The following is a 17,800-nucleotide window of genomic DNA, read 5'->3' as shown; positions in this document are numbered from 1 at the left end:
TTGCGTGCTTTTTTCTTACTGACTAGTCTTTACTTAGAAGTTTATGTGCTTTGGTCAGTATTTTAATAGTATTCAAAAATTCTGTCAGTAAAATTGGAAGCCTATAATGGGGCTATGCCCCTTTTTCTATAAAAAATGATAAAATAAAAGATATGAAATTAGAAAAATTACCCGAGGAGTTTGTACAGGCTCAGCCGGTTTTAGAAAAAATAAGCGAGCATGGTTTTGAAGCTTATTTTGTTGGAGGTTCTGTACGGGATGTATTGCTTGGGCGAGAGATTCACGATGTAGATATTGCAACGAGTGCTTATCCGGAGGAGATAAAAGATATTTTTCCTTATACTATCGATGTCGGTATTGAGCATGGAACTGTTCTTGTTTTAGCTGGAAAATCGGAAGCCGAGCATTATGAAATTACTACTTTTCGGACAGAATCAAAATATACAGATTACAGACGACCTGACCATGTGGATTTCGTCAGAGATTTGCGTGAGGATTTAAAACGGCGCGACTTTACGGTTAATGCTTTTGCCTGTGATTTTGAGGGTCAAATCATTGATTTATTTGATGGTTTAACAGATTTAAAAGAACGAAGATTGACAGCTGTTGGGAGCGCTTTGGAGCGTTTCAATGAAGATGCCTTACGGATTATGCGTGCCATGCGTTTTGCTTCCACTTTGGATTTTAAAATTGAAGAGAAAACTTTTTCAGCCATGCGTGAGCGTTCTCACCTCTTAGAAAAAATTTCGGTTGAGCGAATATTTATCGAATTAGATAAATTATTGTTGGGGAGTGAATGGCGCAATGGTCTGACTTTATTGATTGAATCAGAAGCGTGGAAATACTTACCAGATTTTCAAGATTTAGCCTTAAAAAAAGTGCTGACAGAGCTGTCAGTAGATTTTCACTTTAAAAATTCAGAACAAGCATGGGCAGCCTTACTGACTAGATTTTCAAATATTGATGTGAAGGCTTTTTTGCGCAAATGGAAAGTATCAAATGAATTTTCAAAATATGTAGCTGACCTTGTTTCAGCCTATGAACTTGAAAATTGGGATTTGGTCAGTCTTTATCATTTTGGTTTGGAAAAAGCACTTCTGGTTGATGAGTTGAAAATTGCTTTTGGAAGGGATATTGACAGAGAACGAGCAGTTTTTATTAATGACCAATTGCAAATTCATGATAAATCAGAAATTGTTATTGCTGGAAAAGATTTGATGGATGAATTTTCCCTTAAGCCCGGACCAGAGTTGGGAAAAATATTAAAAACTATTGAAGAACAAATAGTTAAAAATGAGTTGAAAAATGAGCAAATTGCAATTTTAACAGAAGTTAAAAAAATGCTTGAACTTGAAAAATAAAAGTAAACAAATTTTACTGATAGAAATTCTGAAAAAAATCAATTAATATTGTATTTCTGCTAGAAACACAATTGTTGATATTTTTGTCAATGTATTCTATAAAATATAAAGGGAGAACTAATATGAAAATTGAAAATCGCCGTAAAGGGTCATGTACAACAGTGCTCGTTGGGAAAAAAGCCTCAATTGACGGGTCAACAATGATTGCCCGTAATGATGATGGTCATGAAGCGCTTGACCCACAACGCTTTATTGTCATTGAACCAGAAAATCAAGTTCGTCATTATAAGGCGGTCTTATCTGGTTTAGAATTAGATTTGCCAGATAATCCTTTGCGCTATACTTCGACACCCAATGCTGTCCTAAAAGAAGGAATTTGGCCTGCAGCAGGAATTAATAGTGAAAATGTTGCGATGTCAGCAACAGAAACAATTACTACGAATCCAAGAATTCTCGGACTTGACCCTTATGTGGAAAATGGGATGGGCGAAGAAGACCTTGTGACTCTTGTCTTGCCTTATATCAAAAGTGCTCGCGAAGGAGTCGAACGTTTAGGCCAATTACTGACAACTTACGGAACCTATGAACCAAACGGGATTGCTTTTGCTGACAATGAAGAAGTTTGGTGGTTGGAAACAATCGGTGGACATCATTGGGCAGCGGTTCGCATTCCTGATGATTCTTATGTGGTGGCACCAAACCGAATGAATATTGACGAATTCAAATTTGATAATGATGATTATATGTGTTCTGATGATTTGAAACAGTTAATTGATGAAAATCATTTGAACCCTGATTTTGAAGGTTATGAAAGTCATTATAATCTTCGTCATATCTTTGGTTCATCTTCAATCAAAGACTCTGTTTATAATAATCCTCGAACTTGGTATGGTCAAAATTTCTTGGGAAATGTATCTGAAGATCCACAAAATCAAGAACTTCCATTCATTTGTGAAGCTAGCCGTAAAATCACTGTCGAAGATGTTAAATTTGTCTTGTCAAGTCATTTTGAAAATACAAAATATGACCCTTATGGCACAACAAATCGTCCAGAGGAAAGAAAACTTTTCCGTCCAATCGGAATCAATCGAAATCACAGTGTTCATATTTTGCAAGTTAGAAATAATGTTCCTTTTGAACTCACAGGTGTACAATGGCTTGCTTTTGGTGCAAATACATTCAATCATGTTGTACCATTTTACACAGCAATTAATGATACGCCAGCTTCTTATCGTGACGCGAAGGGAGAATATGATCCAACAAATATGTATTGGTTGAGCGCAACAACAGCTGTTCTTGGTGATGCGAATTATGATTTATTTGTTGATTTACGCAACACTTTTGAATTAAACACCATGGCGAAATTCCATGAAATTCAAAATGAAACTGATAAAAACTTTGAGCTTGCAGAAGATAAAATTGCTTATTTGACACAAGCCAATGAAAAATTAGCAGAAGCTGCTTTCAAAGCACAAACGGAACTTTTGGGACGTATGGTCGTTCTTGGTTCAGCTAATATGAAATTACGTTTTGACTTTAATGATTAATTTTATCTAAAAGATCTTAAAAAGTAGTTGAAAAACTACTTTTTTAGTTTTATTTTAACTTCAAAATGCTATAATACTATTACAGCTCAAAGCTAGAAAAGGAAAATAAATGAATTCTAGAAAAAGAAAAACAGAGAAGAAACGCAGAGGGGGTAAAGTATTTGCAATATTACTCTCCCTTATTATATTTCTGGCTCTGATTGTTTTTGGTATTGTAATGGTAGGACGACACGTTATTTCTAGTCAAACAGATAATATTGCAGCAAAATTTATACCAGATTCTCAAAACTTAACGGATGCAGCGGATCAAATTGGTTCGGCTACTCCGTCAGCTATTGCAAGCAAATTAAATGAGAATTCGGATACCATCAAGAGTCAATCTCAGGGATTAATCAATTCGGCAAAAGCGACGAGTACTGACTCAAAGCTGACCTATACTTTAGAATCTTCTAAGCTTAATAAAGCAACCGTTGGTGCCCTTTTACTTGCAAGCGGTGATCAAGTTAAGGACGTTGCAGATAAAGTCTTAGACTCAATGAAGAAGGCTGGAGTGGCTCAACTCAAACTGCGAATTGATTTGACAGATGACAAGGGAAATATAATCAAAACTCTGGATTACAGTGCCTAAAAACATTGATTTAGAATAAAAACAACATTTACTTAAAAAATGTTGTTTTTTTGTGCCTTAAGTGATAGAATATTCTAAATAATTATTTAATTAGGAGGAAAATTATGAAACTCTCAGAAGAAGTCCGTCCCGGAGCAAATAGATACGTGAGTGGTCAAGAAATTTTGCAAGATTTAGAAGCTTACCTTGCGCCATTTAAGGAACTTGCCGTGATTACTGGTGAGAAATCATTTCAAGTTTTTCAAGATTTTTATCCTAAAACTCTTTCTTATCCTATTTTTCATTATGACGGCACAGCATCTGTTGAAAACGGGAAAAAGCTAGCCAAAGAAATCGGTAATGTTGAGGCTATTCTTGCGATAGGGGGCGGGCGTTTGATTGATACTTGTAAAGTAGTGGCACAAGAGCTTGATTGTGTGTTGATAATCATTCCTACTTTAGTATCGAATTGTGCACCTTATACACCAGTTGCTGCGCTTTATCATCCAGACCATACTTTTGATAAAGTCGGATATTTAAATAAAGTCAGTTATTTGACCTTAGTGGATTATGATTTTTTATTAGCGACTCCCTATGATTATTTTGTTGCTGGAATTGGAGATACACTCGCAAAATGGTATGAAATGGAAGGAATTATTCGTCAAGTCCCCCAAGAAGAATTGTCAGCTTCCGTTCGTTTAGGTTTTGTCAGTGCCAAAGAAATTTTTAAAATATTATTTGCAGATTCAAAGGCGGCTTTGGAGGATTTAAGTAAGCAAAAAGTAAGTCCAGCTTTTGGACGTATTGTAGACACAATCATTGAACTTTCGGGAACGGTGGGTGGATTTGCTGGAACTTATGGGCGAATGTCAGGTGCTCACGCGCTCCATAATGGACTTTCGCTTTGTCCAGAAACGCACGCTATTTTACATGGTTCAAAAGTTGCTTATGGTGTTTTAGTTCAATTGGCTTATACAAGGGATTATTTAGAAATTGAGAAACTATTACCTTTCTATCGAGAAAATCATTTGCCTGCTTCTTTAGAAGAAATAAATTTATCCAATCCTAATTTGAAAAAACTGAAAGAAGCGGCAGAATTTGCAGCTAGTCCTGTTGAATCTTATCGCTTAATCGATGAAAAAGTGAGCGGGGAAAAAATAATTTCAGCCATAAAAGTACTGGAAAGCTTGGTCAGTAAAAAATAATTACTGAAAGTTCTGTCAGTAAATACAAAGTTACTGACCAGATTTTTGATTTTTGAATTAAAAATCTAATGAGGAAAAAAATAATGACGATAAGTTTACAACAACTCAAATATTTTATTGAAGTGGCTAAGATTGGCTCAATCAATCAGGCAGCTGAGATTCTCTATATTACACAGCCTAGTCTGTCAAAGTCAATCAAAGACATTGAAATAGAAGTAGGATTGCCCCTTTTACAACGTTCAAGCAAAGGAATTTCGCTGACCGCAGAAGGAACCGAGTTTTTAGGTTATGCTAGACAAGTTGTTGAACAATCTGATTTATTGGAAGCGCGGTGGTTGGACAAAAAGCCATCAAGAAAACTATGTGCCATCTCGACACAGCACTATGCTTTTGCCGTCAATGCTTTTGTAAATATGGTTAAAAAAACAGAAAGTCAAGGAATTGACGAATACGAATATACTTTACGAGAGGCCCGCACTTATGAAATTATAGAAGATGTGAAGGCCTTGCGCAGTGAACTTGGCATTCTTTACAAAAATTCTTATAACGCAAATGTGATTGACAAAATTTTAAAAGAAAATCGGCTAACCTTTCATTCCTTATTTTTGGCTGAGCCTCATATTTTTGTAAGTTCGACCAATCCATTAGCTGACCGACAATTTGTAATCTTAGAAGATTTAGAAAAATTTCCACGCTTGTCTTATGAGCAAGGCGAGCATAATTCTTTCTATTTTTCTGAAGAGATTTTATCGACTGTTTACGCTAAAAAAGACATAAAAGTGGGAGATCGAGCCACAATTTTTAATCTAATGATTGGCTTAAATGGTTATACCATTTCAACAGGTATTGTCAGTCAGGATTTAAATGGTGATAATATTGTCGCTATTCCTTTAGCAGTTGATGATAATATAGAAATTGGCTGGATTTCACTCAACGATTTTCAACTAACCAGACAAGCTGAACTCTATATCAAAGAATTAGAAGAGATTGTTCATCCCTTTGATATTCGTGAGAGTAAAAAAAATAGTGACGACTAATCAAATCTTTTCTGTCAGTAATTTTTTACCGACAGAAAGGAGTCATCAAAGAATCGCTCACTTTGCTAGTAAAAATGATACCTGTCGTTACTGACAGGCTTTTTTATGATATAATCAAAAGTAATATAAGAGAAATTAGGGCAAAAAATGGCAGACTTCATCGCACAAAATTTAAGTAAATCAGTTGGAGAAAAAACGGTTTTCAATAAAATCAATTTCATCATTCATGATCTTGATCGAATTGGACTTTTAGGAGTAAATGGAACAGGTAAAACAACACTCTTAAATGTTATTTCAGGACTTTCTGGTTTTGATGGAGATAAATCGCCTTTTGACCATCCACAAAATTATAAAATTACTTATTTAACTCAAGAACCAGATTTTAATCCCAAAGCAAGTATTTTAGATAGTATTTTAGATGATTCACTTCCACAAATGAGGGCAATTAAAAACTATGAAGCGGCGCTTTTGGATTTTGAAAATTTGTCTAAATTAGAGCGTGCTCAGTCAGAAATGGATGCCTTGAATGCATGGCAAGTAGAAGCAGATGTCAAAACAATTTTAACTAAACTTCAACTTCCAGAAGCTACAACAATCATTGAAAGTCTTTCTGGTGGACAAAAAAGACGTGTTCAATTGGCTCAAGCTTTAGTCAATGATTCAGATTTGTTATTACTTGATGAACCAACCAACCACCTTGATGTTGAGACCATTGCTTGGTTACAAAATTATCTTAAAAATTCTCGAAGAACAGTTCTTTTTGTTACCCATGACCGTTATTTTTTGGATAATGTTGCAACACGAATTTTTGAGCTTGAAGATGCCGGATTAAAAGAGTATCAAGGAAATTATCAAGATTATTTAGCGAAAAAAGCAGAAGATGAAGAACGTGAAGCCGCAGCGAGTCATAAAGCCAAACAACTTTACCAGTCCGAATTAACTTGGATTCGTAAATCACCACAAGCTCGGGCAACCAAACAACAGGCACGTATTGACCGCTTTAAAGACCTCAAAGATTCAATGAAAACTTCAAAAAATCAAGAGGATTTGGAATTAAATATTGCTTCAAGTCGCTTAGGTAAAAAAGTGATTAATTTTAAGAATGCAGGATTTTCTTACCCAGACCGACAAATTTTCAGCAATTTTGATTTAATTGTTCAACCTCGTTCGCGCTTAGGGATTGTTGGGGATAATGGCGTTGGAAAATCAACACTCCTCAATGTCATTGCTGGAGAATTAGAATTAACTGATGGGCTTTTAGAAATTGGGGAAACCGTCAAAATTGGTTATTTCAGTCAAGAAATTCGCGGACTTGATGAAAATAAACGCATGATAAATTTCCTTGAAGAAGTGGCTTCGGCTGCTCATAATAATAGTAGCGAGAATATTTCAATTGTTAATCTATTAGAGCAATTTCTCTTTCCAAGAAGTAGCCACGGAACACTCATTTCTAAACTTTCTGGTGGTGAGAAAAAACGACTCTATTTACTAAAGATTTTACTATTACAACCTAATGTGCTTTTACTTGACGAACCAACCAATGACTTGGATATTGCAACATTAACCGTACTTGAAAATTTCCTAGGGTCTTTCCCTGGTGCTGTTTTGACCGTTTCACATGACCGTTATTTCCAAGACAAAGTAAGTAATGAATTACTTGCCTTTGAAAATGGAGAAATCAACCATTATTTTGGTGCTTACAGTGACTATTTAGCGGTCAAAATGGAAGAAAAAATTGCTGACAAAGCTGTCAGCAAAACTGAAAGTCCCGTAATTGCTGACAAAAGAGAAAATACGGACAAAGCCAAACTGACTTATATGGAAAAGAAAGAATGGGAAAACATTGAAAGTCAAATTGCTGAAATTGAAGAACGAATTTCTGAGATAGACACAGAAATGAATGAAAATGGTTCTAATACAGAACTCTTACTTGACTTACAAAAAGAATTAGACAATAAAACAAAAGAGCTTGAAGAAAAATATGAACGTTGGGAATATCTATCAGAAAGGGCCGACTAAAAGATTATGACGACACAAGAACTTATTGAAACCTTACAAAAATTTCCACCAGAAGCAACTGTAAAAATCATTCAAAATGATATCAGTGGAGACAGATTTTTTGATGTTAATACAGTAGAAAATCTTGCTAGAGTCCGTGTTACCACTGCAGGAGTTGAAACTGTAGAAACCGTGATTATCGGGATTTAGTCTTAGTCACAGGAGGAAGTTAAATGTTAAAAATTGGAATCATGGGTGCTGCTAAGATTGTTCCCCGATTTGTAGCAGGTGTAAAAGAAAGTGGGCAAGCAGAAGTTATCGGAATTGCTGCCAGAAATAAAGAAAAAGCAGAAAAAGCCGCTTTGGATTTAGGAATTCCAGAAGTTTATGATGATTATGTAAGTTTAGTAAAGGCAGAAGAAATTGACTTAATCTATATTCCACTTATCAATAAACAACATTATCCTAAAGCAAAGCTCGCCCTAGAAGCAGGTAAAAATGTGCTTCTTGAAAAACCATTTACCTTAACGCTTAAAGAGTCTCAAGAGTTATTTAAGATTGCAAATGAAAAAAATCTTTTTTTGATGGAAGCTCAAAAATCTGTTTTTCTTCCTGTGATGACCAAAATCAAAAAATGGCTTGATGCCAATGAGATTGGTAAAGTATCTCGCCTTGCAATTAACGATTTTAGACCTCATACCAACCGTGAGAGTTGGGCTTTAGATATAAAAGAAGGTGGCGGAGCCTTTATCATGCATGCCAGCTATCCACTCTCTGTGCTACAATTTTTATTTGGAACAGGTTTTGATGAAGCAAAAGGAATTTACTGGTCCCCTGAAGAAAATAAAGCAGATTTAGATTATGAAATTCTTTTGAAAAAAGCAGAAATTATGATTAATATCTCGCTTACCACCCGTTTAGATAAAGCAAATACTTTTGCAATTTACGGGGAAAAAGGAGAAATTTCTGTTCCAAATTATTGGAAATCAAATCAGGCAAGTCTCATTAGAAATGGCGAAATGATTGAAGAGTTTTCACATCCAATGCCAAGTGAATTCAGTTATGAGATTGATGAAATAGCGGAACTTATCAATAGTGGTAAGAAAAAAAGTGAAAAACTTTCTCCTGAAATGACAATGACAACTGTTAAAATTGTAGAAGATCTATACCAAGAATGGTTTGGAAAAGATTGGCCAAATATAAAATAAAAACACTAGCTTATCTAGTGTTTTTTCTTAAAAATTTAAATTTTCCTTTGAAACGTTGTAAGGCCAAATAAAGTTCACGTGCCTTGTGCATCGCTTGATAACGTTTAGGGTCTTTTTTATAGTATTGTTGATGATATTCTTCAGCTGGCCAAAAAGTTTTAGCTTCTTCAATAGGAACAACTATTGGTTTGTCCCAAATTCCAGATTTTTCTAAGGCGATTTTACTTTTTTTAGCAGCAGTTTTTTGTTCTTCACTTTCAACAAAAATTACTGGACGGTAATTTGCACCTCGGTCATAAATTTGACCGTCAGCATCCGTTGGGTCAATCAAAGACCAATAAATATCTAAAAGCTCATCATAAGAAATCAGTTCATTATCAAATAAAATTTCAACGGCCTCTGTATGGCCAGAAGCTTTTGAGAGAACTTGGTCATAAGTAGGGTATTCGATATGTCCGCCTGTATAGCCGCTTGTTACAGCCAAAATACCTGGACGTTCTTCGAAAGGTTCAACCATACACCAAAAACAACCACCAGCAAAAATAGCTCTTTCTGTACTCATCTTACACTCCATTTGCTCTAATTTAATTATATCATGTGAAAAAAATGCCGCCTCATCATTTGACTCGAATTTTAAAAATTTTGAATTTGGCTTTTTTGTGATAGAATAGTTAAAAATAGAAAAGGGGAACGATTTTTTAATGCTTAATACAACTTTTGCAAATGCCAAATTCGCTAATCCATTTATGAACGCTTCAGGAGTCCATTGTATGACGATTGAGGATTTAGAAGAATTAAAAGCCTCTCAAGCAGGGGCCTATATCACCAAAAGTTCCACATTAGAAAAAAGAGAAGGTAATCCACTCCCACGTTATGTTGACTTAGAATTAGGGTCAATTAATTCTATGGGTCTGCCTAATTTAGGATTTGATTACTACTTAGACTATGTTTTAAAAAATCAAAAAGAAAATGCTCAAGAAGGGCCAATCTTCTTTTCCATTGCGGGTATGAGTGTAGCAGAAAATATCGCTATGCTCAAGAAAATTCAAGAAAGTTATTTTTCAGGAATTACAGAGTTGAATCTTTCTTGTCCAAATGTTCCTGGTAAACCACAACTTGCTTATGATTTTGAAGCAACTGAAAAGCTCCTAAAAGAAGTTTTTACTTTCTTTACAAAACCGCTAGGTGTCAAACTTCCCCCTTATTTTGACCTTGTACATTTTGATATTATGGCAGAAATCCTCAATCAGTTTCCATTGACTTATGTGAATTCAGTGAATAGTATTGGAAATGGACTTTTTATTGACCCAGAAGCAGAAAGCGTAGTTATTAAGCCTAAAGATGGATTTGGTGGAATTGGTGGAGCTTACATCAAACCAACAGCGCTTGCAAATGTCCGTGCTTTCTATACTCGACTCAAACCTGAAATTCAAATCATTGGAACAGGTGGGATTGAAACAGGACAAGATGCCTTTGAACACCTCTTATGTGGAGCTACAATGCTTCAAATTGGAACAGCTTTACACAAAGAAGGACCTGCAATCTTTGATAGAATCATTAAAGAATTAGAAGAAATAATGAATCAAAAAGGCTATCAATCAATTGCTGATTTCCATGGAAAATTAAAATCATTATAAAAATATAAAAAAAGCTGACTTCCATCAGCTTTTTTCTTATTTTATTCTAGGAAATAATATGAATTTTAAAAATTACCAAAAGAGATGATATAATGGAAAAGATTAAACAAACAAGGAGAAACACATGGAACTTTTTATGACTTTTATCGTTTATTCTTTCATTGGTTGGCTTTGGGAAACTTTCTATTGTTCACTTAAAGACCGACATTTTGTTTTTAGAGGTTTTTTATTAGGCCCTTATTGCCCTGTCTACGGTTTTGGTGTGTCAGCAGTCTTACTTTTAGTTCCAGATACTGGAAATTTATTTAGTCTTTATCTTAATACAATAGTGATTGTGACTGTGGTTGAATTTATCGGTAGTTGGATTTTAGAGAAATTCTTTAATATGAAGTTATGGGACTACTCAACCCTCCCTTTCAATATTGAAGGCAGGGTAGCTGTTCCCGTTTCATTATTTTGGGGTGTAGGTTGTATTATCTTAATTAAATTAGTTAATCCACCTGTTCAAAATTGGATTCATGATTTTAATTCAATCACGCATAGTTGGGGAGTGCTTCTCATATTAATTATTTTTGGAGCTGACCTTCTATCAACGTTTATCTTTACGATTTCAACCAAAAAAGAAGTATTGGCTATGATTGATGATTCTGATAAAGAAAATGCGGCTATTAAAGAGTTTCGTCTTAAACATTTGCTGACCAATCATGAAACCGCACCAAACCGCAAAAAAGTATTGGAACTTCTGAAGAACCGTCCTTTGAAATTAAAACACTATAACTTACGAAGAATTCTTAAAAATTATCCAAACATGAATTTGACAAAAAAACGCTAGCTTTAAAATCGTAAGCGTTTTTAGTGGTCTTAAAAGTGATTTCGTGGCATAATAAATTCATGAATAAAACATTTGAAAAGCAAGAAATTTTAAATGAACTTTATAATCTGGTATTAGATAGAAATATTCGTGACTGGGAACGTCAGTGTTTACTTCATACGAAAGTTCAATTAGAGAATCAAGGGCGACTTGCTGATGAACTTGCTAAATTAGAAGCAACCCTTAGGCCCTTGGCATTACGCTATAATCTCACACCAAAAGTTGCCGATTTTTATCAAAAAATTTCTAGTAACAACCTCTTTGGACGAGGAGTTGGTGGAATTTTGTGAGTTATTTAGGTCTTCTTATGCTTTCAAAGCATAAGAAGTTTTTTAAAAAGTATTTTTCAAAAAGCTAAATTCATTTTATAATAAATTCAATAAATGAAAAGGAAGTAAAAAAATGAGGTCAGCCTATTTTGTCGAAAAAAATAAGATGGAAGTTAGAGAATTTCCCAAAGCGCAACTTGTAAAAGAAACAGATGCCATTATAAAAATCGTTCGTGCCTGCGTTTGTGGTTCTGATTTATGGTGGTTCCGTGGGATTTCTGAACGTCAGCCAGGTCCAGTAGGTCATGAGGCTATTGGTGTCATTGAAGAAGTTGGAGCGGGAGTTAAAAACTTTAAAGCGGGAGATTTTGTCATTGTTCCCTTTACTCATGGTTGTGGACACTGTCCAATCTGTTTGGCAGGATTTGAAGCTAATTGCCCCAATGCTAAAGATGGAGTTAACGGGGGATATCAAGGAGAATTCTATCGAGCAATTAATGCTGATGGTGCACTTGTTAAAATTCCAGGAAGACCAAGTGATTATTCAGAAGAACAGCTGGCTTCGTTGACAACTTTAGCGGATGTCATGCCCACAGGTTTTCATGCGGCTAAAGCAGCAGATGTCCACGAAGGGGACACAGTAGTTGTCTTTGGCGATGGAGCAGTAGGTCTGTGCGCAGTGATTTCGGCTAAACTTTTAGGTGCAAAACGGATTATTGCAATGAGTCGCCATGAAGATCGAGCGGCATTGGCGCGTGATTTTGGGGCAACAGATATCATTGCTGAGCATGGCGCAGAAGCGATTCAAAAAATTATGGCCATAACCAATGGTTATGGTGCTGATGCTGCCTTAGAGTGTGTCGGAACAAAAGAAGCCATTGAATCTGCTTTCCAAGCAGTAAGAGCGGGAGGACGTGTAGGAGTTCCTCATGATGTTGATTACAATGAATGGATTGATTCTCTTTTTTGGAAAAATATTCAACTTGGAGGTGGAGTAGCCTCTGTCGCACGGTGAAATAAGGAAATCTTACTTGAAGCAGTTTTAAGTGGGGAGATTGATCCAGGGCGTGTCTTTACAGAAGAATTTACCCTAGATGAAATTCAAAAGGCATATGAAGCAATGGATCAACGGACAGCAATTAAATCTTTATTGATAATTTCAGAAAGATAAATAAGAAAAATTAAAAAAGTCTACCAAAGCTGGTAGACTTTTTTAATAGATTAGTACTTTAGAAATATTAATAGAAAAGTCAGAGTTGATTCCTAATTATTTAAGCTAGAATTTCTAACAACTAATTCAACCGGTACTAGAATAGTTTGATAATTGATAATTTTCCCAGAGGAAATAAAATCAATTAGATTTTTGACTGTAAGCTGAGCAATTTTATCCGTGTTTTGTTTGACGGATGATAATGTTGGTGAAGAATAATGAGCGAGTGGGCTATCATCAAACCCAATTATTTTGAAATCTTCAGGAATTTTCTCCCCTAGTTCCTTTAACGAGCTGAAGAGTTTCATGGCAAGTGTATCATTTACGGCAAAAAAACTATCAACTTGGTCTGTTCGCTCTAAAAATGCTTGTAAATTTTCAGTAAAATTTTCTTCTAGGCCACTTAATAACAGATGACTTGATTCGTTGTAGGAAATATTATTTTTCTTTAGCGCATCTTTATATCCTTTAAAACGCTCTTTTGCAGAAGAAGATTGTCGGTCATACATCAAAATTGCGGGATGTTTACATCCATTATTAATTAATGATTCTGTTGCTTCAAAGGCTCCCTGATAATGATTTGAAGAAATCACGATTGTTTTCTCTTTTTTCAAGGGTTCTCGGTCGATACAAATATATGGAATATCATCATAGTGAAAGACAAATTCATCTACGCCAGAAATAACGATAATACCATCAACCAATTTACTTCGGAGCATATTTAAGTAGGCCGTTTCTTTTTCAATATTTCTACCAGTATTACAAATAATTGTCGAATAGCCTAATTCAAAAAGTTCCTCCTCTATTTTTTGAACCACATCAGAGAAAAAGTAATTACTGATATCTGGAACTAAAATACCGACTGAAAAAGATTTATTCATTCGCAAACTTTTGGCACTAAAATTCATTTGGTAGCCAGTTTCTTCAATAACATCAAGAATTTTTTTTCTGGTTTCTTCAGAAAAACGTCCATTATTATTGATAACACGAGAGACTGTCGCAACAGAAACTCCGCTAAGTTTTGCTATATCCTTGATTGATGTTTTTTTCATAGAATTATCCTTTTGAGTAATCGTTATCTTTTATTGATATAATTCTCTCATATATAAACAATTTTAGCAAATAACTAATAATATTTGAGGGGTTGACAGGTTGTTTTCCTGATGATATAATAAAATCATAAAAAAAGTAAACGATTACCCATGATGGTATTGTTTGGGTAATCGTTATCTCAAGGAGTGAGAAAATGTCAAAAAAATTGTTATGTCCATCAATGATGTGTGCAAATTTTGCTAATTTGGAGAAGGATACAAAAGATTTAGAAGTTGCTGGTGTGGATATCTTTCATATGGATATCATGGATGGTTCCTTTGTTCCCAATTTTGGAATGGGCCTGCAAGATTATGAGTTGATTCGTTCGGTGACTGATAAACCCTTAGATGTCCATTTGATGGTTCAAAACCCGTCGAATTATGTTGAAATGTTTTCCGACTTGGGAGCTGATATTATTTATATTCATCCTGAAGCAGATATCCATCCCGCTCGTACATTAGATAAGATTCGAGCCAAAGGAAAAAAAGCAGGAATCGCTATTAATCCGGGCACATCCATTGAAGCAGTAATAGAATTGCTGCCATTAGTTGATTATTTTATGATAATGACAGTAAATCCAGGCTTTGCTGGTCAAAAATATCTGGAATATGTAAATTCTAAAATTGAAAAGGCTGTTTTATTAAGTAAACAATTTGACTTTAAAGTAATGGTAGATGGAGCGATTTCACCACAGAAAATCGAAGAACTAAGTAAGTTAGGCGTTGAAGGGTTTATTTTAGGAACTTCCGCTTTATTTGGGAAACATAAAAATTATGAAACAATAATCAATGAATTAAGAGCTTAATGGAGGAAAAAGAGGATGAAATTAGCAATTGGTAGCGACCATGTAGGATTTGAATTGAAACCCCTTATTATTGACTATCTTGAGGAGTTGGGGCACGAAGTGACAGATTTTGGCCCCTTTTCAACTGAACGAACGGACTATCCTATTTACGGAAAAAAAGTGGCAGAGGAAGTAGCGGCAGGTCATTTTGACGGTGGAGTATTGATTTGTGGAACAGGAGTGGGAATTTCCATTTCAGCGAATAAAGTAAGAGGAATTCGTGCAGTCGTCTGTAGTGAACCTTATTCGGCAAAATTATCCAAAGAACACAATAATACAAATATTGTGGCATTCGGTTCACGTGTTGTCGGAAGTGAATTGGCAAAAATGATTGTCAAGGAATGGTTGGAAGCAATTTATGAGGGGGGCGTCACGCCAAACGTATTGAAATGATTACTGAGCTTGAAACAGAACAAAGAGATAATTGATAAAGAATTCCAATTCTTTAACATAAAAAATAAAAAGGGGGAAAGTTTATGTTTTTTGACGAAAAAGGATTTAAAAAGGATTTTAAATGGGGAAGTTCAACGAATGCACAACAATTTGAAGGAGGCCATGGACAAGGAGGAAAGGGAGTTTCTATCGCAGACGTTCGAGTAATTCCAGGAGCAGATAAGGAATCTAATTTTAATGAGTTCAAAATCGCTTCAGATCATTATCATCATATGAAAGAAGATATTAAACTTTACGCAGAAATGGGATTTGAAATCTATCGTTTTACCATCGCTTGGACACGCATTTTTCCAAATGGAGATGAGATTGAAGCTAATCCAGAAGGAATTGCTTTTTATTCTGCTATGTTAGATGAACTTGATAAATATAATATTGAACCTGTAGCAACTTTATACGCATATGATTTGCCACTAAATCTTTTAGAAAAATATAGAGGATTTATGAGTCGTGAAATTATTAAAGATTTTACACATTATGCTGAAACAGTTATCAAAGCATTTAAGGGGAGAATTAAATACTGGATTCCTTTTAATGAACAAAATTTTATTGACTTAGACTCTGAGTACATGACAGGATACAAGGCGAAAAATAGAGCTGAAGTATTCCAGCTACAACATCATTTTAATCTTTGCTATGCAAAAACAACGAATCTTGTTCATGAAATTGATCCTGCCGCTAAAGTAGGTGGAAATCTTGGGAATGTTTGTCTCTACCCACTTAATTGTGACCCGGTAAATGTTGAAGCAACGGATGAGTTAGCTTATAAAAGCGGTTATGGGTTTGCGGATGTCTTATTCCGTGGCGTTTATTCAGGTATTTTTATCAAGTCTTATGAGGGGACAGATTTTTCTTCTATTGTACTTGACGATGATCTAGAGGTGTTAAAGAGTGCTTCGCCAGACTTCATGGCATTGTGTTACTATTTATCAGCTGCAATTGAAGCTAATAGTTTTGAAGATAGGGCCTTGAATGGTGTGATTACTAAAAATCCTTACATTGATGCAACAGAATGGAAATGGCTAATTGATCCATATGGTTTTAAACATTATTTACATGATTATTATCATCGCTATCAATTACCGATATTAATTACTGAAAATGGTATGGGGGCAAGGGATACTTTGAAAGAGGACGGAACGGTTAATGATGATTACAGAATTAAGTATTTAGCAGACCATATTGCTCGTATGAAAGAAGCGGTTGACGAGGGAGTAGAAATGATTGGTTATCTTACATGGTCTGCAACGGACCTTTACTCTACTCGTGAAGGTTTTGAAAAACGTTATGGTTTTGTTTATATAGATAAAGATTATAAACGTATCAAAAAACGGAGCTTTGACTGGTACAAAAAAGTGATTTCGACAAACGGAGAAGATTTAAGTTACTAAGAAATTTCCTTAACAGATTTTATAAAAAATCTTACTTCTGAACTAGAAGTAAACAATAATTTTAACAGATGAAATAAAAACACCTATCAACTTTTGAAAGATAATAAAGTCTTATGGTAGGTGAAATTTTGTTTGATAAAGAGTTTCTTTTATTTACCCGAATTGCTAGTTGATTATTTAGGCATGACTTGATACCCGATAGAATATCTTAAAGTCTCTGGTTCCAGTGATTTAGCTGATTTTAACAATAAAGAATACGCTAAAAGTATCATCTCTAATTTCAATTGAAAACCTTGAGGCGAACGACTTTTACAACGCTCAGCTCCTAGATTTGTCAAAAAAGAGAAAACTCGCTCAATCACTTTTCTACGTTTTGAAAAATTAGGGAAAAGGATTTTCTTTTGCTTTTTGTTCTTCCTGACAGGTGTCATTAGATCAATTCCTTTTAATTCCAGCCTATCATGCAGTGACTGACCTAGATATCCCATATCTCCAAGGACTGTTGGTGTCCCAAATTGACTCAACACTTCCTCGGTCATTGAACTATCAGCCATTGAAGCAGGAGTAATTGTGTAGTCTATGACATAGCCTGATTCACTGACTAAAGCATGACATTTACATCCATAGAAGTACTGTCCCTTTGTAGCATTGTAGCCAACATTTGCATAATCTCCAAGACCTTTGCTTCTGAAATTACGAATAGGCTGACACAAAGGAATGGGGAAGCTGTCAATAATGGATACACTCATTCCTTCAACCTCTTTAAAGACGAGTGCTTGGCGAATGACTTGGATACTCGGTAAGAGGGCATTACAACGGCGGACAAAGCGATAATATTCTAGGAAATTAGGAAATAAACTTTGAGCAAGTTGGTGCTTAGCTTTAAGCGTTTCACTAAAATGCAGTACGCCCCAGAGGTAACAAGCGATAACTAAGCAATCTGATGTTGCGAGATGGACGTTCTTTCGGTTTTGAACCTCAAGGGGAACACTCGTTTGATAAAGCGTCTCAATGGTTGTCAGTAAATAAACAAAAACTTTTGGAAGTGTGCTATTATAAGTCATATAAGTCGT

General features: G+C 35.1%; 16 protein-coding genes and 2 pseudogenes. 15 read left to right on the top strand and 3 right to left on the bottom strand.

Annotation, left to right across the window (positions count from 1 at the left end):
- The first annotated feature begins 152 nt into the window (after positions 1 to 152).
- The 8 genes from LLA01S_RS02775 to LLA01S_RS02740 all read left to right on the top strand — a co-directional run bounded on the left by LLA01S_RS02775 (position 153) and on the right by LLA01S_RS02740 (position 8,963).
- Positions 153 to 1,361, top strand: coding sequence for a CCA tRNA nucleotidyltransferase (locus LLA01S_RS02775; protein WP_061777806.1), 1,209 nt, complete (start codon positions 153 to 155; stop codon positions 1,359 to 1,361).
- A gap of 122 nt (positions 1,362 to 1,483) precedes the next feature.
- On the top strand, positions 1,484 to 2,908 hold the full coding sequence (locus tag LLA01S_RS02770) for a C69 family dipeptidase (RefSeq protein ID WP_011676588.1): 1,425 nt from the start codon (positions 1,484 to 1,486) through the stop codon (positions 2,906 to 2,908).
- 109 nt (positions 2,909 to 3,017) lie between these two features.
- Positions 3,018 to 3,536: a hypothetical protein gene (locus LLA01S_RS02765; RefSeq protein WP_061777805.1), complete on the top strand. Its 519-nt coding sequence runs from the start codon at positions 3,018 to 3,020 to the stop codon at positions 3,534 to 3,536.
- 104 nt (positions 3,537 to 3,640) lie between these two features.
- Entirely contained in the window at positions 3,641 to 4,720 is a 1,080-nt protein-coding gene (locus LLA01S_RS02760) for an iron-containing alcohol dehydrogenase family protein (protein WP_021165508.1), read from the top strand.
- A gap of 83 nt (positions 4,721 to 4,803) precedes the next feature.
- On the top strand, positions 4,804 to 5,757 hold the full coding sequence (locus LLA01S_RS02755) for a LysR family transcriptional regulator (protein WP_081106867.1): 954 nt from the start codon (positions 4,804 to 4,806) through the stop codon (positions 5,755 to 5,757).
- 147 nt (positions 5,758 to 5,904) lie between these two features.
- Complete coding sequence (locus LLA01S_RS02750; protein WP_021211930.1) at positions 5,905 to 7,776, top strand: ABC-F family ATP-binding cassette domain-containing protein; 1,872 nt, start codon at positions 5,905 to 5,907, stop codon at positions 7,774 to 7,776.
- Between the two features lie 6 nt (positions 7,777 to 7,782).
- Entirely contained in the window at positions 7,783 to 7,965 is a 183-nt protein-coding gene (locus LLA01S_RS02745; protein WP_011676583.1) for a hypothetical protein, read from the top strand.
- Positions 7,966 to 7,988: 23 nt separating this feature from the next.
- Positions 7,989 to 8,963 (top strand): Gfo/Idh/MocA family protein, encoded by a 975-nt coding sequence (locus LLA01S_RS02740; protein ID WP_014572362.1) that lies wholly within the window; start codon positions 7,989 to 7,991, stop codon positions 8,961 to 8,963.
- 10 nt (positions 8,964 to 8,973) lie between these two features.
- On the opposite strand, the gene msrA is transcribed toward LLA01S_RS02740, so the two are convergent.
- The gene (msrA, locus tag LLA01S_RS02735; RefSeq protein WP_032950268.1) at positions 8,974 to 9,525 is read right to left on the bottom strand and encodes a peptide-methionine (S)-S-oxide reductase MsrA; all 552 of its coding nucleotides are present in this window, start codon (positions 9,523 to 9,525) and stop codon (positions 8,974 to 8,976) included.
- A gap of 139 nt (positions 9,526 to 9,664) precedes the next feature.
- Here msrA and LLA01S_RS02730 point away from each other — a divergent pair, with 139 nt between their 5' ends.
- The 4 genes and pseudogenes from LLA01S_RS02730 (at position 9,665) to LLA01S_RS02715 (ending at position 12,911) form a co-directional block, all read left to right on the top strand.
- Entirely contained in the window at positions 9,665 to 10,600 is a 936-nt protein-coding gene (locus LLA01S_RS02730; protein ID WP_015082621.1) for a dihydroorotate oxidase, read from the top strand.
- Positions 10,601 to 10,724: 124 nt separating this feature from the next.
- Positions 10,725 to 11,432, top strand: a complete 708-nt coding sequence (locus LLA01S_RS02725) for a putative ABC transporter permease (RefSeq protein WP_061777804.1) — start codon at positions 10,725 to 10,727, stop codon at positions 11,430 to 11,432.
- A gap of 59 nt (positions 11,433 to 11,491) precedes the next feature.
- Positions 11,492 to 11,761 (top strand): bacteriocin immunity family protein, encoded by a 270-nt coding sequence (locus LLA01S_RS02720; protein WP_011676578.1) that lies wholly within the window; start codon positions 11,492 to 11,494, stop codon positions 11,759 to 11,761.
- 112 nt (positions 11,762 to 11,873) lie between these two features.
- Positions 11,874 to 12,911, top strand: a pseudogene (locus LLA01S_RS02715) (zinc-dependent alcohol dehydrogenase family protein).
- A gap of 92 nt (positions 12,912 to 13,003) precedes the next feature.
- Here the strand turns inward: LLA01S_RS02715 and LLA01S_RS02710 are convergent.
- Positions 13,004 to 14,002, bottom strand: coding sequence for a LacI family DNA-binding transcriptional regulator (locus LLA01S_RS02710; RefSeq protein ID WP_021165500.1), 999 nt, complete (start codon positions 14,000 to 14,002; stop codon positions 13,004 to 13,006).
- Positions 14,003 to 14,196: 194 nt separating this feature from the next.
- On the opposite strand from LLA01S_RS02710, the gene rpe reads away from it, so the two are divergent.
- The 3 genes and pseudogenes from rpe (at position 14,197) to LLA01S_RS02695 (ending at position 16,727) form a co-directional block, all read left to right on the top strand.
- A complete protein-coding gene (gene rpe, locus LLA01S_RS02705; RefSeq protein WP_014572367.1) occupies positions 14,197 to 14,847 on the top strand; it encodes a ribulose-phosphate 3-epimerase in 651 nt (216 codons plus the stop codon).
- A gap of 15 nt (positions 14,848 to 14,862) precedes the next feature.
- Positions 14,863 to 15,314, top strand: a pseudogene (rpiB, locus tag LLA01S_RS02700) (ribose 5-phosphate isomerase B).
- Between the two features lie 48 nt (positions 15,315 to 15,362).
- Complete coding sequence (locus LLA01S_RS02695; RefSeq protein ID WP_061777803.1) at positions 15,363 to 16,727, top strand: glycoside hydrolase family 1 protein; 1,365 nt, start codon at positions 15,363 to 15,365, stop codon at positions 16,725 to 16,727.
- 173 nt (positions 16,728 to 16,900) lie between these two features.
- On the opposite strand, the gene LLA01S_RS02690 is transcribed toward LLA01S_RS02695, so the two are convergent.
- Positions 16,901 to 17,791, bottom strand: a complete 891-nt coding sequence (locus LLA01S_RS02690; RefSeq protein WP_061777815.1) for an IS982-like element IS982B family transposase — start codon at positions 17,789 to 17,791, stop codon at positions 16,901 to 16,903.
- Positions 17,792 to 17,800 lie beyond the last annotated feature (9 nt).

It is taken from the genome of Lactococcus cremoris subsp. cremoris NBRC 100676, assembly GCF_001591705.1.
In the GTDB taxonomy this organism is placed as follows: domain Bacteria; phylum Bacillota; class Bacilli; order Lactobacillales; family Streptococcaceae; genus Lactococcus; species Lactococcus cremoris.
The sequence above is the reverse complement of the archived record's forward strand: the minus strand, read 5'-3'. Positions and strand labels throughout refer to the sequence as shown.